The sequence below is a fragment of the Paenibacillus sp. FSL E2-8871 genome (assembly GCF_038000345.1).
Lineage (GTDB): Bacteria > Bacillota > Bacilli > Paenibacillales > Paenibacillaceae > Paenibacillus_AQ.
Window position 1 is genome coordinate 4,878,386 of the sequence record NZ_JBBOBV010000001.1, and the last position, 15,935, is coordinate 4,894,320.

Consider the following 15,935-nt stretch of genomic DNA (forward strand, 5'->3'; position numbering starts at 1 on the left):
AAAAGAGATCTCCTCTAAAGGGAATCTCTTGATGGTCAATATAGCTACCTTGTTGCCTTCTTTAACAATGAAAGAACTGAGTTCGAGGTGCTTAGGAGGATCGCTTTTTGGTGTTCGCTCGACATAAAACTGTCTAGGTTGGGGAGAGTGTAGGGAATCCCATGGTGATCACTGCACCGCCATCCTTACGGTTCCCTGCTGAAATCAGACCTCCAGAGCGCTCAACGATCGCACGGGATATGGCTAGTCCTAGCCCTGATTCGCCATCTTTTCCTTTTACAAATCGGTGGAACAGGTATGGAAGCAGATCTTCTGATATGCCAGGGCCATCATCACTAACGGAAAGCAGAACCTGACCATCTTTAACCGAAGCATGAATGTAGATATGCTGGTTGGCATAACGAGTTGCATTGGAAACTACATTAAGCAGCGCCTGCAATAGCTTATCTCTATCGGCCCGGATCGTAAGTGGCTCACAGTCATCGTAGGATACATGTAGGGTCAGTCCCTTTTTCATCAAAAGGGGGTTCATGCGTTCAATTGTTTCTACGACTAAATCGTCCAGAGAAAGCTCGCTAGTTCTAAATATATCCTCCTCACTATCCAGCTTCGCAAGCAGGGTCATTTCAGTAACGAGTTTCTTCAGACGACTACTCTCACTCATAATAATATCCAGACCTTTATCGATCCCTTCCCCCTCGAAGATACCATCCTTAATCCCTTCAGCATACCCAGAGATAGACATTAGTGGGGTCTTTAATTCGTGTGAGGCATTCTGGAAAAATTGCTTCTGTACGTGGTTAAAACGATTCAATTCGCCAGCCATGTCATATACCGACTTAGCGACAGCACCAATCTCTCCGCCAGCTTTGATTAGCTTAACGGCTGAAAAGTGGCGTTCCTTTACCTTTTTCAGCTCTTGCTGCAGCTTCATTAGAGGTTGGATTAGCTTTTTCGTGATAAACAGGCCAAATAGGAGCATGAATGCCCCTGCTGCACCGAAAACGATTAGAAGTCTTTTGAGCAGAGCTTGTTCAATTGTTGTAACTGCGCTCATAGGTGTAAGCAGAGTTAGCGTGCCTATCGGGGTGGACTTCACTTCCGTTATATATCTTGCATCTGTTCCATTCCATATGTTCTGGAGATCCGAGGTTTGACCTGCGACAAACTGCGTATTGGAGTTTACCGCGATTGAACTCATATTCGATGAGGTGGACAATACTTTTCCTGTCTCATCGCTAAGAATGGCCTCGACGCCTGCAGTACCAACAGTAGAAGGCATGATCACGGGTAACGCATGGAGTTCAGTCCCCATGTCGCCCTTGTACGTGCTCCCCTCAATCATAGTGGCTGACATGGCAGAGCTAATGGTTCGCAATTCTGCCTTTTGTGTACCGACAAAATGATTGAGCAGTACAAAGTGGATCACGACAGCGGTAATAGACAGGAGCAGTACCAATACGATGCTAAAGGCTATATTAATCTGATGTGCTAGCTTCATTGATCTCCATTCCCTCCTCAATACGCATACGATAACCATGTCCCCAAACGGCTTCAATCGGCAGCAGGTCTAGTTTTTTCCGCATTCGTTTAATTAAATGGTCCACGGCGCGGTCGCTCCCGAAATAGTCATCTCCCCAAACATAGGTTAACAGCTCATCTCTTGTAAATGCGCGGTTTGGAGAAGCTGCAAAAACTTTTAGAAGGGTGAATTCTTTGCTGGTGAGTTCAATCTCATTTCCGTGCCAGAACACACGTCTTTCCTCCAATAATAACTGTAGGTGGCTAACTTCAATTTGCGTCGATGGGTGTGGGGTACTAATTGCGGGTTCCACGGGATTACTCATTTTATACCAGCGTTGTAACTGGCGTTTAATGCGAGCAACTAGCTCCCGGGGGCTAAATGGCTTGACCAGATAATCATCACTGCCAAGCTCTAAGCCTAATATTTTATCCACTTCATTATCTCTTGCAGAGATCATAATAATCGGTACCTCGGCTTCATTGCGAATCCGCCGACAAAACTCGTACCCGTCCATGCCAGGCAACATTACGTCGAGCACCCACATATCGGGTGGGCTTGTCTGCCATAAGGTCCATGCTTCCTCAGCGCTGCCAAGGCCGATCGTGCGGTAATTTTCTTTTTGTAAATAGGCTTCTACAAGATTACGTATATGCTGATCATCGTCTACTACGGCAATGAGATAGTTGGTATTCATTTCGTTACCTCCAGAGTATTCTTCTACAATTATATCAATCCATAGGTGGGTATAGGGGTCTGCCATCGTTTTTCCACAAATTAACCAATGTTATGCCACACCCATTTTGTAAGCTTGGACTTGTAAGATCATTCAAATCGACGAGGAGTGTTGTATTTATGAATCAACAGATGATATTTAAAAAGTTAGCGTTGTCCGCCTTACTAGTGTCCGCAGTTGCCGCACCGACTGCAGTGAACGCAGCTAGTGGAGCTAACGATCAAAGTGCGAAGACAACAACAGCAGCCGTGGTTACTCCAGCAAATAGTGGATCACTTTCTGCAAGCTTAATAAGCTTTGATTGGGTAGATCCCCTGGAACTGGCTAAAACATACGCACCTAATACCCTGGAAGACTGGAAGAAGACCTTGGATCAATATTATAAGGCTGCTGGATTTAGCATTACCGCAGTTTCTGAGCTTGTACCTTCTGAGCAGGCGGAGGGAGTTCTATTATCGAAAGAGATTGGATCAGCTGAAGCTCTGCCCGTGAGTTACATTGAAGCGGGTCGCAATGTTGAGGTATTACCTAATGATAAGAAGATGGAGAGTTTTGCCTCTACTTCAATTAAAGGTGTAGCTGCAATTGCGGCAGTAGAATCAACTGAAGCTACGATTTCAATTCAAGAACTTAGTGAGGCTGATAAAGCCTTCTTCAAAACCCAAGAGGATCTGAATAGCGCGGCTAAAACCAAAGATTCCACTGTGATTAAGGAAGCTTTAACTAAACTATTGGATCAATATAAAGAGAAAATCAAGGCGTTAGAAACGTCGAAGTAACAGTGATAACCGCAGCTTGATACAGAATAGAGAGAATGAAAAGGTAAAAGCAAAAAGACACCTCGAGGGTGTCTTTTTGTTACGTAAATGTATCTAGTCCAACCCAATCTCGCTTTTTGCTTGAACCCTTGCTCTTTTCCGCCAATTCACTCCGATCACCCCGGCAATGATCATCACCGTGCCGGTCCAATGATACCATTCCAGCTGTTCATTCAGCAGGAGTACACCACCAAGAATAGAGACAACTGTCGAAAGACTGCCGAAGATACTCACGCGTGAAGCCTCCATTCGGGATAAAGCATAGTTGGAGAGGAAGGAGGTCACGAGGGAAGATAGCACACCGAGATAAATCATGGAGAATATGAATTTTGGCTCCTGAAAAGGTGTGAAATATTGATTCAAGGTTCCTGCCGAACCATGTTTAATGATCGACAATCCATTAAAAAATATAAATCCAAATAAAGTAATCATATAAGTGAGCTCTTTAGGACTCCAAGTTCGTGTCAGCTTTCGGGCCGCAACATTATAGCCGGCAAGGGATAGCGCTGAGATTAGGATGAGTAAGACGCCCCACAGACTAGAGGAAGAAATACTCACGCCCGGAATGGCAAAGATAAGAATGATGCCTGCAACCGAGATTAAGGTGGAGATCTTCTGGAAACCGCTCGTAGTTTCTTTCAAGAACATCGCTGCTAAAATGATGGTGAAGATGGGCATGGTCGCCTGAATTATGCCCGCTACAGCAGATGTTGTATGCAGAAGTCCGAAGGCTTGAAGTGTAAAGTACAACGATGGGTATAGTAGAGCAAGTGGGATTACCACTGCTGCCTTGGAAATACCAAACTTCACCCGCCCCCATCCTGGAAAAGTAAATAATGAAGCGGCAAGGAAAGATAACGTGAAGCGGTGAGCTAACGTATCGAATGGGTCCGAGACGGTTAAAGCCATTTTTACAAATATAAAAGAAAACCCGACAATAATAGCATTCAAGACAGCAGCTACTATCGCTTTTTGAGTAGAAGATGTATTCATCTATAAGACCTCCAAAGTGTTGCGCGCATTTAGGACCGGTCCTGTTATGCTCTTTATTCTAAGGCTAGAACAGCTGTGCTACAATGTAATTATTCTTGATCTGTACCGGTACAAAATAGACTCGGAGGTAGGTGAAGGGCATATATAAGTATTCGGAGTTAATCAACGATCTGGAATTACAAATCGCTGAAGATACATATCGTGAGGGCGACAAGTTACCTTCTATTCGAGAGCTAGCGCTACGTTATGACTGCAATAAGAGCACGGTTATTCGAGCACTCCAAGACCTTCAGGACAAACATCTAATCTATGCCGCGTCAAAGAGTGGATATTATGTCATGAAACGCAGTGGGGAGCGAAAAGAAGAGGGGGCGCACTGGATTGATTTTACAGCATCTGCACCGGACCCGGATATTTTTCCGTATCTAGATTTTCAACATTGTATTAATAAGGCGATCGATATGTACCGTAAGGATTTGTTTATCTATGGAACGCCGCAAGGGCTGCCGTCTCTGATCCGTGAAATGCAGCGGCAACTGGCCTCATATCAGGTATTTGCTGATTCCAAACAGATTTTCATCACCTCTGGTGTGCAGCAAGCACTTGGACTCTTAACCCGTATTCCTTTTCCGAATGGCAGGGAGCGTGTGTTGATTGAACAGCCGAGTTATCCACTGTTTATGGAGTATTTGAAGACGTACGACATCGAGACAGAGGGGATACAGCGTTCGGATGACGGGGTGGACTTGAATGAATTAGAGCGGTTATTTAAGACGGGCCAGTTCAAGTTCTTCTATACCGTACCACGGTTTCATAATCCGCTTGGCGTTTCCTATACCCGCAACCAGAAGAAGGCGATTGCCCAGCTTGCAGCTAAATACGATGTGTATATCGTTGAGGATGACTACATGGCAGATCTGGAGCAGGATACGAAGCAAGATCCGATTTATGCCTATGACAATACATCACATGTTATCTATTTAAAAAGCTTCTCCAAGATTATATTCCCAGGTCTGCGCGTTGGTGTGGCTGTACTTCCTGAGGTGCTCTGTGAGTCCTTTAACCGATTCAAAAGACTGATGGATATAGATAGTTCTATGCTGTCACAAGCTGCCTTGGAGTTGTATTTGAAAAGTGGAATGTTCGAGCGCCACCGAAAAAAGATGTGTTCCTGCTACGGAAAAAGATCCATGCTTCTCCATGATTCGATTATGAGGGAAGCAAATGCAGCGTCTGAACAGCATTATTCCTATGTTCCTGCCAGTCAGCTAGGTGTGCATACGTATCTGAAATTGGAGGATAACCTTAGAGCAGAGCAGATGATCAAACGGCTGCATAAAAAGTTCATTCGAGTGGAGATGGCGGATAGTGGTTACCTTCCGTATTTCGCCAAGGAGAGCATTCTAAAGCTCAACGTATCTAGTGTAAAAGAGCCTGATATTTCTTCTGGCATTGCACAGGTGATTCGAGAAATACGCTAAAATAGGTGCAATAGAAGCTACAGCAAACTTGAGGTGAATAAAAAAAGCCTGCTTAATTTAGCAGACTTAAGGAAATACATTATATCTTATTAATCTTCTACTATCTCTGACTGCCAGCCTAACTGTCTACACATCTCGCTCATTTTGCGAATATTCAGCCTAGCCTCGATCCGGGTTAAGCCCAGTCTGATTGAAGTATCCGCAGCCCAGCGAAGCAAGTATACCAAGGTATCAGCCTGCGCTTCTTTAGCCGCATAATCTAATAATACAAGGGTATTGTCTACGACACCGGCGCGTACATATCCCCAATAGCTGCCATCAAATTGCCGTATGGTAAACAACTCGCGATCCTCTGTCACTCCAACCTCTTCTAGTGGACTCTCCAGATGCTCCAGCCACTCCTTTTCAGAAGTGAAATGTAGTGTATATTGCTGAATGTTCCACTCAGTTGTCTGTGTCGCGAGGTCGGCAAGCTGCTTACTATTTTCTAAAGGGATCCAATTTTCCAAGGGATGATCTAACTCTGCGGGAACGTCTACGACTATTTTCCAGGGTCTGTGGTTTACTTCTACGCCAATGGACCCAAGGATCTCAGGTACGCCGACACTTTCCAAGCCTCTTTGCTTGGCGATCCGAATAAGTGCTCTCAGTGCATCCGGTGAACCTTTTGCAACATCATTACTATGCATGACTACAATGGTTCCATTCTCAAGCGTAGGTTCAACTCTGGCAATGATCTCTTCAGCAGAAATACCAGACCAATCTCCGCAGTCAACGCCTTCAATATCCAGATAATCGCCCCATTCTGTCAGCCACTCGAGATTTTCTTCCCGGAATGAGCAATATGGAAAACGCATGAAATTGGGAGAAGGGAGACCCGTTGCGTCCTGATAGGCCAGCTCAGTCAGCTTCAACTGCTCTAAGAATACCGCCTTTGGCACTTGGGCCATTCGCCGATGATGGTACGTATGCGGAGCAAGCACATGACCACGGGACAGGATCAATCTCGCCTTCTCTGGATAGCGATCCATCCATTCCCCAGTGAAGAAAAAGGTGCCGACAGCACCTTCCTCCTCCAAAACATCAAGCCATAATTCAACGGGAAGCTGGGAAGGCCCATCATCAAATGTAAACGCGCAGATGGCTTGGTTCACATCGCCTTTCCAAACCGCTTTAGCTGACATATTGACGCCTCATCTCTATGGTTATTTAGTAAAAAAGTTCGGCAAGAACTCTTTATTGGCTTCCAGCATTTCATCCAGCATACGAACCGCCACATCTACAGATGGAACGAGTGGATGATGCACCATTGCCTGAAGGGCAAGCGCACGGTCACCGGTCACAGCGGCATCAATGGCTAGCTGCTCGTAGGTTTTGACAGCATGAATAAGCCCTTTGGCCATCGGTGGAATCTTAGTCAGTGGTAGAGGTAGTGGTCCGTTCTTGGTGACAACACAGTTCACTTCAATGCTTGCATCATCTGGTAAGAAGTCCAGTATGCCACGGTTAGCGACATTCAAGGTCTGGATGTCGTTTGAACCGTTATGGAGCGATCTCATGAGATTAACTGCTGCTTCTGAATAGAAAGCACCACCGCGTTGTTCTAGCTGTTTCGGTTTCTCGCTCAGCTCTAAGTTGGCGTATAGCTCAAATAGCTCTTCTTCTACGCGTTTGACGACTTCAGCACGGTTGATACCTTGCTTAAACGATTCCATCTGCTCTTCGAGCATGGCATCCGTCATATAGAAATATTTTAAATAGTAGGAAGGTACGGCGCGAAGAGATTTTAGGAATTCTGGATTCCACTCTCGGGCTGGCACGTTCTTGGCACTGTAGCCCTCTGTGAGCATTTCATCCAGCTTATCTTCACCTTCAACGTCGATTCGAGTAATCCAGTGTAAGTGATTCAGACCAACAAATTCGGCATAAACACGGTCGGCAGCTACGTTATATTTGGCGGATACTTGTTTGATCAGGCCGATTGGTGCATTACATAGACCGATACTCTTTACTTTGGAGTATTTCAGAACAGCCTCAGTGACCATTCCTGCAGGATTGGTGAAATTGAGCAGCCATGCGTTAGGAGCCAGCTCTTCGATATCCCGGCATACATCCAGAATGACAGGGATCGTACGCAGTGCTTTCATCATTCCGCCAGGACCTGTCGTTTCTTGACCAATGACACCATATTTAAGAGGAATCGATTCATCACGTGCGCGGGCATCAAGCATACCGACACGCATCTGAGTGCTGACGAAGTCTGCACCTTCGATAGCCTTCCGGCGGTCTGTTGTAAGATGAACTTCAATCGGAAGCCCGGATTTCTCAACCATGCGTTTAGCGAGATTTCCAACGATATTCAGCTTGCGAAGTCCAGGTTCGATGTCTACGAGCCATAGTTCACGAACAGGAAGCTCCTTGTAATGAAGAATAAATCCCTCTACCAATTCGGGTGTATACGAAGAACCCCCACCGATAACTGCGATCTTTAATCCTTGATTAGTTGCCAAGATCAACCACTCCTGTCTTTTTTGTTTGTTGGATCGATTCATAATCTTGAAATTGCCGCATGGTCTCATACGCTTCATTACTAAGGGTCAAACCATCTTGATCCATCGCGGACCATACGGCACCTACTACAGGCTCTGTGGCAAGAGTCACCACAGTTGCTTGTGGAGCTGCGGCTTGTACAGCTTTCTCAATAGGTCCGCGAATCCAGCCGCGATCCCCACGGGTTAGCAGACTTCCCGCCAGAACCACATCGAAGGTGTCCTGCTCCATCCCAAGCTTGTGGATGACTGCAGCAGCGGACTTCCCTAACTCAACGCCTTGCCGATTTAGAATCTCTAAGGCTACAGCATCTCCTTCAGCTGCTGCTTCGAAAAGCAAACGAGCAGCATGAACAGGGACCCTTTTCCAATGGTTTAGGAAATCATTAAACATATCTGCAACTTCCTCATAACCTAGCAAGTTGAGTAGAAGTCCGGTCAAGAGGGTAGGTTGCTCCCGTCCATCCCAAGCTCTTATGACAGAACGAAAGACTTCAATGTTGAGAGCACCGCCACCACCGAAGTCACCGTACATGTAGTCAAAGCCACCACACTGATAGTGCTCTCCTCGCGTGTTTCTGCCTGCCGAATTGGTGCCTGTGCCGCAGATTAGTGCAACTCCATAAGGGCGAGTCGTCCCTGCACGTAATCCGATCATGGTGTCACAGTTAATGGTGTAATTGATAAATCCGATCTCGCGAATCATTGGATGGAGAATGAGATAATCGGCCTCTCGGTCAGCACCGGCAAGCCCAAGATAGGTATGTTGGATGTCCTCCAATCGGAGTCCAGCCTCATCTAGTGCCCCGAATGTGGCCTCTCGAATGCTGTTGGCTGCCTCAAGTGCGCCTGTCTGGTGGTTGCCGTTACCGCTCCTGCCCTTACCGAGAACATTGCCATGTTCATCGCATAGTAGTGCATAGGTTTTGGTGCCTCCACCATCGATCCCCAAGTAGTAAGTCAATGGTTGTCACTCCTTGTTTATATGATTTAATTAATTGGAAGTAGTAGATTCCCGTACAATTAACTCTGGGTCAATCTTTACTCCAGCTCCGCGCTTCATCTTTCCAGAGATACGTTTTAAGAGCATTTCGGCAGCTGCTAATCCAATTTTGTCCGAAGGCTGACGGATCGTTGTTAAATATGGATGAAGCTGTGAAGCAATATAATGATCATCATAACCAATCACAGCTACTTGTTCGGGTACCCGAATGCCAGCTTCCATTAACGCGTTAATGACGCCAAGGGCGATATTGTCATCGCCAGCGAATACCGCAGTAGGTAATTGTCCTTCGTTCAGCCAACGCTTGCAGGTTTCGTATCCCATTCCAATTTCGAAATCACCATGTACAATCTCAAATGGAGTAAGACCTTTTTCCTCAAGCGCTTGTAGGAATCCGGCACGCCGCTCCCGCGTACTACGGAACATCTCCTGTCCACATAGATGAGCAATTGACGTATGACCGAGTGCTAACAGATGACTGGTAGCCATGTAGCCACCTTTGAAGTTGTCAATCGTGATAGAGTAGGTGTCATTCTCGGGCTTTTGGTTATCAATCAGCACATAGGGGATGCCGCGCCGTTTTAATTCCACAATATAATTATCCTCTTCCATCGGAGAGAGTAGAAACAAACCGTCTACACGATCCTCCTGGATTAAATAATGGCTATCATCCGATTCGATGCCTGCTGAGATGGAGATGGCCAAAAAATAACCATGCATCGCTAAGACTTCATTCAGCTCTTTGACCACTGCGTCAAAAAAAGAATCCTGCAGGGTCGTGACAATAATCCCGATAATTCCCGTCTTACCGCTTGCCAGACTGCGTGCCGCTGCATTAGGGCGATAATCCAGCTCTTTAATGGCCTCCAGCACCTTCTGGCGATTATTCTCGCGTACCGATTCGGCCCCATTTAAGACCCGGGATACGGTTACAACCGATAATCCTGATTTTTTGGCTACATCAAAAATACTCACTTTCATCTCTAGTTCTCCTCGCGGCAGATTTTCCGATCCTGTTTTCTACCTTTAGTATACAGGGTTGGCAGACTGTCCGCTAAACGTATGATTTCAAACAGGTATACCGTCCCTAAAGGGACGGCATATCTGCCAAATATTAACGATGAATGATCTCCGTAACTTTTTTCTGAATCGTCGTCATCACCTCTTCCACCGTCTTATGTCCAGTTTCTACTGGCTGCAATTCATTAATGAACATGTCATTAATTTGCGAGTAGTTGGTGATCAAATGGTTGTAGGATTCGAAGCCATAGTTCACAGCACCCTCGTAGACATTTTTGATATCTTGTGGATCGATGCCGTCAAAATGTTTATAGTAAGCTTCAGCAGCTTCGGTGTTGACTGGCGGGTTACCGCCACTAAGCTCAATGGATTTCTCCTGCACTTCGGTAGTGATCAAATATTTGATCCATTCCAAAGCTTCCTTCGGATGTTTGGAGTCCTTCAAGATCAGCAGCGGATCGACGTAAAGTGTGCTGCGGACCTTATCGTTGCCTCCCCATGGTACAGCGGCTACGCCGATTTTGAAGGGAAAGTCATTCGCACCTGCAAGGTTCCATGAGCCACCGATAGACATCCCGATTTTGCCTGCAACAAAGGGATCACCGTTCTGTCCGGCTACGCTTTTGCTCCACTCGGAGGAAGGAGAGACTTTATCTTTGAAGACGAGATCAAAGAGTTTGTTGTAGGCAGCAATCACTTCAGGGGAATCAAAATAAGTCTCGGAAGGCACGCCGCCATTCGTCCATGTATCCTCTGAATAAGGCTGCGCTCCAAAATATAATGGCCGCATATCGCGTTCAGACCAGGTGAAGTCTACGCCATATTGTGTTTTCGCAATATCATCGGAGACGAGAGTCATTTGTTTAGCCTGGTCGACCATCTTTTCAAACGTCCAGCTCTTATCTTCATAATCGCTTGTTGGGTAAGTCAGTTTGGCAGCATCAAACATGTCTTTGTTATAGAGCATCAAGGTGACATACATATTAACTGGGATACCATATGTGTGATCTTTAACCTTATAAATGTTCATCAGGTTCTCTGGGATGTTGTAATCGGCTGCCTTGAAGCCATCCTCTTTTAAAAGGTCGGTCAAATCGAGCAGCATATCCTTGTTGTAGTATTCTGCGAAACCTCCATAACCCCAGTGACTTGTCACATCGGGTGATTTGCCACCGGCAATTAGTGTTTGCAGCTTGCTGTCGAACTGCTCATAAGGTGCTTTTTCCACTTTTACTTTAATGTTCGGGTGCTGCTTTTCGAAATCAGGAATTAATTTCTCAACAAAAGTCCGGTCTTCTGAATCTATTGTGTAATGGGTGATGGTTACCGTTTCTGCTTTGCCTCCTGAATTAGTCGAGCCACCATTTCCTTCAGATAGAGTGTTACCCGCCGATTTGCCGCCGCTACAGCCTGACAATGCCAGAACAACAAGCATGGTTGTTGCAAGTAAAAGCGCACTACTTTTCCTGTTTTTGTTCATTAGCTAAACCCTCCATGATTTCAAGTATATTTGGCCGCCCGGGTGGCGGATTATTACTTAATCCCTGTAAGTACAATCCCTTCGACGAACTGTTTCTGTGCTACAGCAAACAGCGTTACGATAGGAACCATAGCTAGAACCGAAGCGACCATCAGCAAATGCCAAGGTGGAATGCGGAATCTGGATGAGGTGAGAGAAGCCATCCCGACGGGTAGCGTGAACTTCTCTGACGAGCTTAGGTAAAGCACCGGTGTAAGCAGATCGTTCCAGTTGTAGATAAAAGCAAAGATAGCTACAGTTGCAAGTGCGGGTTTGGAGAGTGGGAGTGCTATAGTAGCCCACATCCGTATTTCGCCGCATCCATCAATGCGTCCGGCATCAAACAGCTCTTCAGGCAACGTGGAGAAGAATTGGCGCAGCAGGAAAATGTTATAAGCTGAGCCGAAAAAAGCAGGCACAATCAAGGGTAGGAAGGTGTCGATCCAATTCATTTGCGAAAAGAGTACGAACTGTGGAATCATAATGGCTGGATAAGGCAACATCATTGTGCTCAACAATAGGATGAACCATATCTGATTCCCTCTACCTCTGAACCTGGCGAATCCATAGGCGACCAGCGCTGAAGAAATCAAGGTGCCTACAACGCTGAGACCGGCGATAATTAAACTATTTTTGTAAAGCGTACCGAACTGCAGGGTATCAAATATTTCTGTGTAATTGCTCCACTGCCAGCTCTCTGGAAGAAAGGTGGGTGGGAACTTCAGCATCTCACGTTTGGACTTAAGTGAAGTGGAGACCATGAAGAACAAAGGAAGCAGCATCAGAAATGTTGTAACTACTAAAGTAATAAAGCTAAAAATCTTAACAGGCTCCACTTTCCGGCGGCGTTTGGTTCCTTTAGTCTGGGGGCTTAGCGCTCTGACTGTACTCATTTGCGTCCGCCTCCTTCGTAGTGAACATAACGGTTAGACAATTTCATAATTAGTGCGGTGCACAGCATAACTACGATGAGGAGCACCCATGCCAAGGCTGAGGAATAACCGGCACGATATTCTTTGAAAGCACTGGTGTAGAGATTATAGACATAGAACCAGGTAGAGTAATTCGGACCTCCTTGAGTCATAACAAAAGCTTGGGTAAAGACTTGGAAGGAATCAATCAGTCCCATAATTAGTTGAAAAAGCAGCACGGGAGAGATCATCGGCAAGGTAATGTTCAAGAAAATTCTGAAGCGTCCGGCACCGTCAAGGTTAGCGGCTTCGATCAAGCTAGCCGGTACGCCTTGCAGACCTGCGAGGAATAAAATCATTCCTGAGCCTGCTGTCCAGAAGGTCATGATGATCAAGGCATATAGTGCAGTGTCCGGGTTCATCAGCCAAGCCGGTCCATGAATACCGAACCAGGAAAGGATGTAATTGAAGAGCCCGATCTGCGGGTTGAAGATCCAGTACCATAGGAGGGACATGGCCACGCCGGATACCATGCTTGGAAAATACATGGCCGTTCGGAAAAAGCCGCGCAGAGGAATGGTCTGGTGAAGCAATAGCGCAAATCCAAGACCGAGAACAAGCTGGATAGGTACACCGATGAAGGTATATCTCAGCGTGACAACCACCGATTTCCAGAATAGGTCATTGTGAAACATCTCTGTGTAGTTAGCGAGCCCGATAAACTTAGGCGGGTGTATGATGTCATAATCAGTAAAGCTGAAGTAAAGCGATGATAAGATAGGATAAAGGGCGAATACTAGGAAGCCGATAATCCAAGGAGAAATGAACAGATACATGTAGAAAGTCTGCCGCCTGTTCTCGCGATTGATCATGACACACCAACCTCTCATTTTAAAGTATAAGCGCTTTAACTTTTGGTCGTGCTAATACTATTAAGTAGCAATAATAATAGATACCTTGGTATTAAAGTTTAACCGCTTTAACTTTTTGGTTCGCTTGATAAGCTTATCATAGAGGATGATCACTAAATAATCAATACTTATTTTTAACTATAAGAGCGCTATCAGTCATTAAACATAACATTAACCCTGTTATTTTTTTGAGAAAGTCCCTCGAACAAGATTTCTAATGTTTTTGTGATAGTAATTATAACATGTGAATGTTATTTTCGATTGATATTTCTCATGCTATGATTAGGTTTGGTCATATTTTGTTAGAAATGAGGAAACTGAATGACGACTAGACCTTACTTAAAAATGATCCAGCATTCTGTTACAACCTCAGGGATTACCTTTGAGGAAGTTACACCGAATTTCGTATATAGAGCTACGGATGGATTGAAATCATTTGTGATGGTAGACGCTGAGATCGGACTAAACAACAGTGCTTCTACGATCATTGCTATGAGTAAATCTCTAACTTATGACGTTTTGCATAAGGCGAATATCCCCGCGGTAGAACATATCTATTTGCCACATCCTGACTCCAAATTTAACAACTTGAATCCTTATTCATTGGCTGAACGTTATTTCCAAACGCTCAATGGGGTGGTAGTTATGAAGCAGGATAACGGGGCACAGGGAAATCATGTGTACAAAATTAATGAGATTGCCGATCTGCACGAAAAGCTGGATTTATTATTTTCTTTACAGCTTAATGGGGCAATAGGTCCCTATTATGAAGCGGAGATTGAGTATAGAATCGTAAGTTTTAATCACCAGGCGCGTGTATTCCTTGGAAAAAAAAGAGTTCGCTCTTGGAAGCACAATTTGATTAACGGGGCTGTTGCTATTGAGGTTAGCGATCAGGCCAAACGAGCGGCGCTTGCGGCGCTTGCTTCCGAGACCTCTAAAGCGATGGGCCTTGATTTCTGCTCCGTGGATATCTTGGAGACAGATCAAGGCCTCAGGGTGATCGAAGTGAATCATAAGGTTATGCTAGATGAGTATTGTAAGCAGAATCCAAGTGAAGTGCCAGCTCTATCTGATCTTTATCAGGAAGTCATTCTCCAGCGCTTTGAGAAGCTATAAGCCGATATCGAGCAGCGATTGCCCGAATAATCTTTTGGTATTTCCGATGAAGGTTTGCGTGCCAACAATTACAATAATCTCGGAAGACGAGCGAGTTTGTATGTGCGTTAGAGCGTCCTCTAAATAGGGGAACTCGTAACTTTGTTCGATAAAACGTTTGGCAACATGGAGTGCATCTGTAGGAAAAGAAAGATGACTAATATCGGGCTTTGTGATGATTAATTGATCCGAGACCGAACTCATCACTTCGATAACCCCGGGGTAATCTTTATCTTTAGGGACCCCGATAATTGAAGCTACAGCTCGGCTGCGGTCAGGATTCACCAGTTGAATAAGCTCAGCCAAATAGCGTGCCGATTCTTTATGAATTGCTCCGTCAATTATCGTTAATGGATCATGGCAGATCACTTCACAGCGACCCGGCCATTGCAATTGCGCAAAGCATTTGAGAACGAGTTCCCTATTCAGAGGACCGCTTGTAATATCCTCACATAGTGCGACTGCAGTGGCTGCATTTAGAGCTTGAAATTGCCCCAATAACGGAATCGTTAAGAACGGGTAAACCGCTTGATTTGTCTGAACATTAAAAGTAGTTCCAACGGGTGTTATTGCAATAGAGTCAGCCCAGAACTGCTCCTCATAATACTGCACAGCGTTGGAAGTGAGGTTCGCTTTTATAGTCGCAAGTACGCTCGATTTCTGTTTGCTGATATAGACGTTAGTAGCTTTGTTTTTGACGATGCCCAGTTTATGTAGTGTAATGCTGTTCAGGTCAGGTCCTAAATTAGCTACATGTTCCTCCATAATCGGAGTAATGACAGCCCAATCATTCTTCAGGACATTCGTGTCATCAAACCTTCCGCCTCTTCCACATTCAATTACATTGAAATCGGTATGATTCTCCTTGAAGTACAACGTCGCAATCGCCAGACCCACCCCAACAGGACCTTGATACTCATCAGCGGCAAGCTGATCTTCAATCGTTTGAAATCCCTCGCGAACTACATTTCCTAATCGTACAAAATCCTCTGTGGATATGGCCCGCCCGTCAATCCGTATTCTTTCGTTGAAATCCACCAGATGAGGGGAGGTGAACAAGCCCACTTTATAGCCTAGGTGACTTAACAAAGAAGAGATAAACCTTGAGGTGGAGCCCTTACCTTTACTGCCTGTGACTAGTATGTATTGTTGATCTCGATCCGGATTTCCGACTAGTTCCAGCAATGCTCTGGTTAATTCCGGTCGTCTAACTTGTCCATCCAAAGTTTCTGTGATGTTGTTAATGGCTCTTAGATAAGAGCTGTAGATCATATCTTCTACCTGGGCTTGTGAAGTGAATTCCACGATCATCGC

At 45.3% G+C, this 15,935-nt stretch carries 14 protein-coding genes; 3 read left to right on the forward strand and 11 right to left on the reverse strand.

Going from position 1 to position 15,935, the window contains the following annotated elements:
- Positions 1-133: 133 nt before the first annotated feature.
- Both NYE25_RS22195 and NYE25_RS22200 read right to left on the reverse strand, forming a co-directional pair.
- Complete coding sequence (locus tag NYE25_RS22195) at positions 134-1,501, reverse strand: sensor histidine kinase (protein WP_341146837.1); 1,368 nt, start codon at positions 1,499-1,501, stop codon at positions 134-136.
- A complete protein-coding gene (locus NYE25_RS22200; RefSeq protein WP_339244313.1) occupies positions 1,479-2,219 on the reverse strand; it encodes a response regulator transcription factor in 741 nt (246 codons plus the stop codon). The genes NYE25_RS22195 and NYE25_RS22200 overlap by 23 nt, the downstream gene beginning before the upstream one ends.
- 158 nt (positions 2,220-2,377) lie before the next feature.
- On the opposite strand from NYE25_RS22200, the gene NYE25_RS22205 reads away from it, so the two are divergent.
- Positions 2,378-3,037 carry a hypothetical protein gene (locus tag NYE25_RS22205; RefSeq protein WP_341146838.1) on the forward strand — a complete coding sequence of 220 codons (660 nt, stop codon included), beginning with the start codon at positions 2,378-2,380 and terminating at the stop codon, positions 3,035-3,037.
- A 93-nt stretch (positions 3,038-3,130) separates the two neighbouring features.
- Here NYE25_RS22205 and NYE25_RS22210 read toward each other — a convergent pair whose 3' ends face one another.
- Positions 3,131-4,069 carry a DMT family transporter gene (locus NYE25_RS22210; RefSeq protein ID WP_042184104.1) on the reverse strand — a complete coding sequence of 313 codons (939 nt, stop codon included), beginning with the start codon at positions 4,067-4,069 and terminating at the stop codon, positions 3,131-3,133.
- 140 nt (positions 4,070-4,209) lie between these two features.
- On the opposite strand from NYE25_RS22210, the gene NYE25_RS22215 reads away from it, so the two are divergent.
- Positions 4,210-5,550, forward strand: a complete 1,341-nt coding sequence (locus NYE25_RS22215) for an aminotransferase-like domain-containing protein (protein WP_341147766.1) — start codon at positions 4,210-4,212, stop codon at positions 5,548-5,550.
- An 89-nt stretch (positions 5,551-5,639) separates the two neighbouring features.
- Here NYE25_RS22215 and NYE25_RS22220 read toward each other — a convergent pair whose 3' ends face one another.
- The 7 genes from NYE25_RS22220 to NYE25_RS22250 all read right to left on the reverse strand — a co-directional run bounded on the left by NYE25_RS22220 (position 5,640) and on the right by NYE25_RS22250 (position 13,424).
- Positions 5,640-6,734 (reverse strand): polysaccharide deacetylase family protein, encoded by a 1,095-nt coding sequence (locus tag NYE25_RS22220; protein WP_341146839.1) that lies wholly within the window; start codon positions 6,732-6,734, stop codon positions 5,640-5,642.
- A 21-nt stretch (positions 6,735-6,755) separates the two neighbouring features.
- Positions 6,756-8,102, reverse strand: coding sequence for a 6-phospho-beta-glucosidase (locus tag NYE25_RS22225; protein WP_341050851.1), 1,347 nt, complete (start codon positions 8,100-8,102; stop codon positions 6,756-6,758).
- Positions 8,050-9,063, reverse strand: a complete 1,014-nt coding sequence (locus NYE25_RS22230) for an N-acetylglucosamine kinase (RefSeq protein ID WP_076299944.1) — start codon at positions 9,061-9,063, stop codon at positions 8,050-8,052. The genes NYE25_RS22225 and NYE25_RS22230 overlap by 53 nt, the downstream gene beginning before the upstream one ends.
- A 30-nt stretch (positions 9,064-9,093) precedes the next feature.
- Positions 9,094-10,083 carry a LacI family DNA-binding transcriptional regulator gene (locus NYE25_RS22235; RefSeq protein ID WP_042184112.1) on the reverse strand — a complete coding sequence of 330 codons (990 nt, stop codon included), beginning with the start codon at positions 10,081-10,083 and terminating at the stop codon, positions 9,094-9,096.
- Positions 10,084-10,216: 133 nt separating this feature from the next.
- Positions 10,217-11,602 carry an ABC transporter substrate-binding protein gene (locus NYE25_RS22240; RefSeq protein WP_339244322.1) on the reverse strand — a complete coding sequence of 462 codons (1,386 nt, stop codon included), beginning with the start codon at positions 11,600-11,602 and terminating at the stop codon, positions 10,217-10,219.
- 53 nt (positions 11,603-11,655) lie between these two features.
- Positions 11,656-12,534, reverse strand: a complete 879-nt coding sequence (locus NYE25_RS22245) for a carbohydrate ABC transporter permease (RefSeq protein ID WP_042184115.1) — start codon at positions 12,532-12,534, stop codon at positions 11,656-11,658.
- Positions 12,531-13,424, reverse strand: coding sequence for a carbohydrate ABC transporter permease (locus NYE25_RS22250; protein WP_042184117.1), 894 nt, complete (start codon positions 13,422-13,424; stop codon positions 12,531-12,533). The genes NYE25_RS22245 and NYE25_RS22250 overlap by 4 nt, the downstream gene beginning before the upstream one ends.
- 360 nt (positions 13,425-13,784) lie before the next feature.
- Here NYE25_RS22250 and NYE25_RS22255 point away from each other — a divergent pair, with 360 nt between their 5' ends.
- On the forward strand, positions 13,785-14,582 hold the full coding sequence (locus tag NYE25_RS22255) for an ATP-grasp domain-containing protein (protein WP_341146840.1): 798 nt from the start codon (positions 13,785-13,787) through the stop codon (positions 14,580-14,582).
- Here NYE25_RS22255 and NYE25_RS22260 read toward each other — a convergent pair.
- Positions 14,577-15,926: a bifunctional folylpolyglutamate synthase/dihydrofolate synthase gene (locus tag NYE25_RS22260; protein WP_341146841.1), complete on the reverse strand. Its 1,350-nt coding sequence runs from the start codon at positions 15,924-15,926 to the stop codon at positions 14,577-14,579. The two genes, NYE25_RS22255 and NYE25_RS22260, sit on opposite strands and share 6 nt — an antisense overlap.
- Between the last annotated feature and the right edge of the window lie 9 nt (positions 15,927-15,935).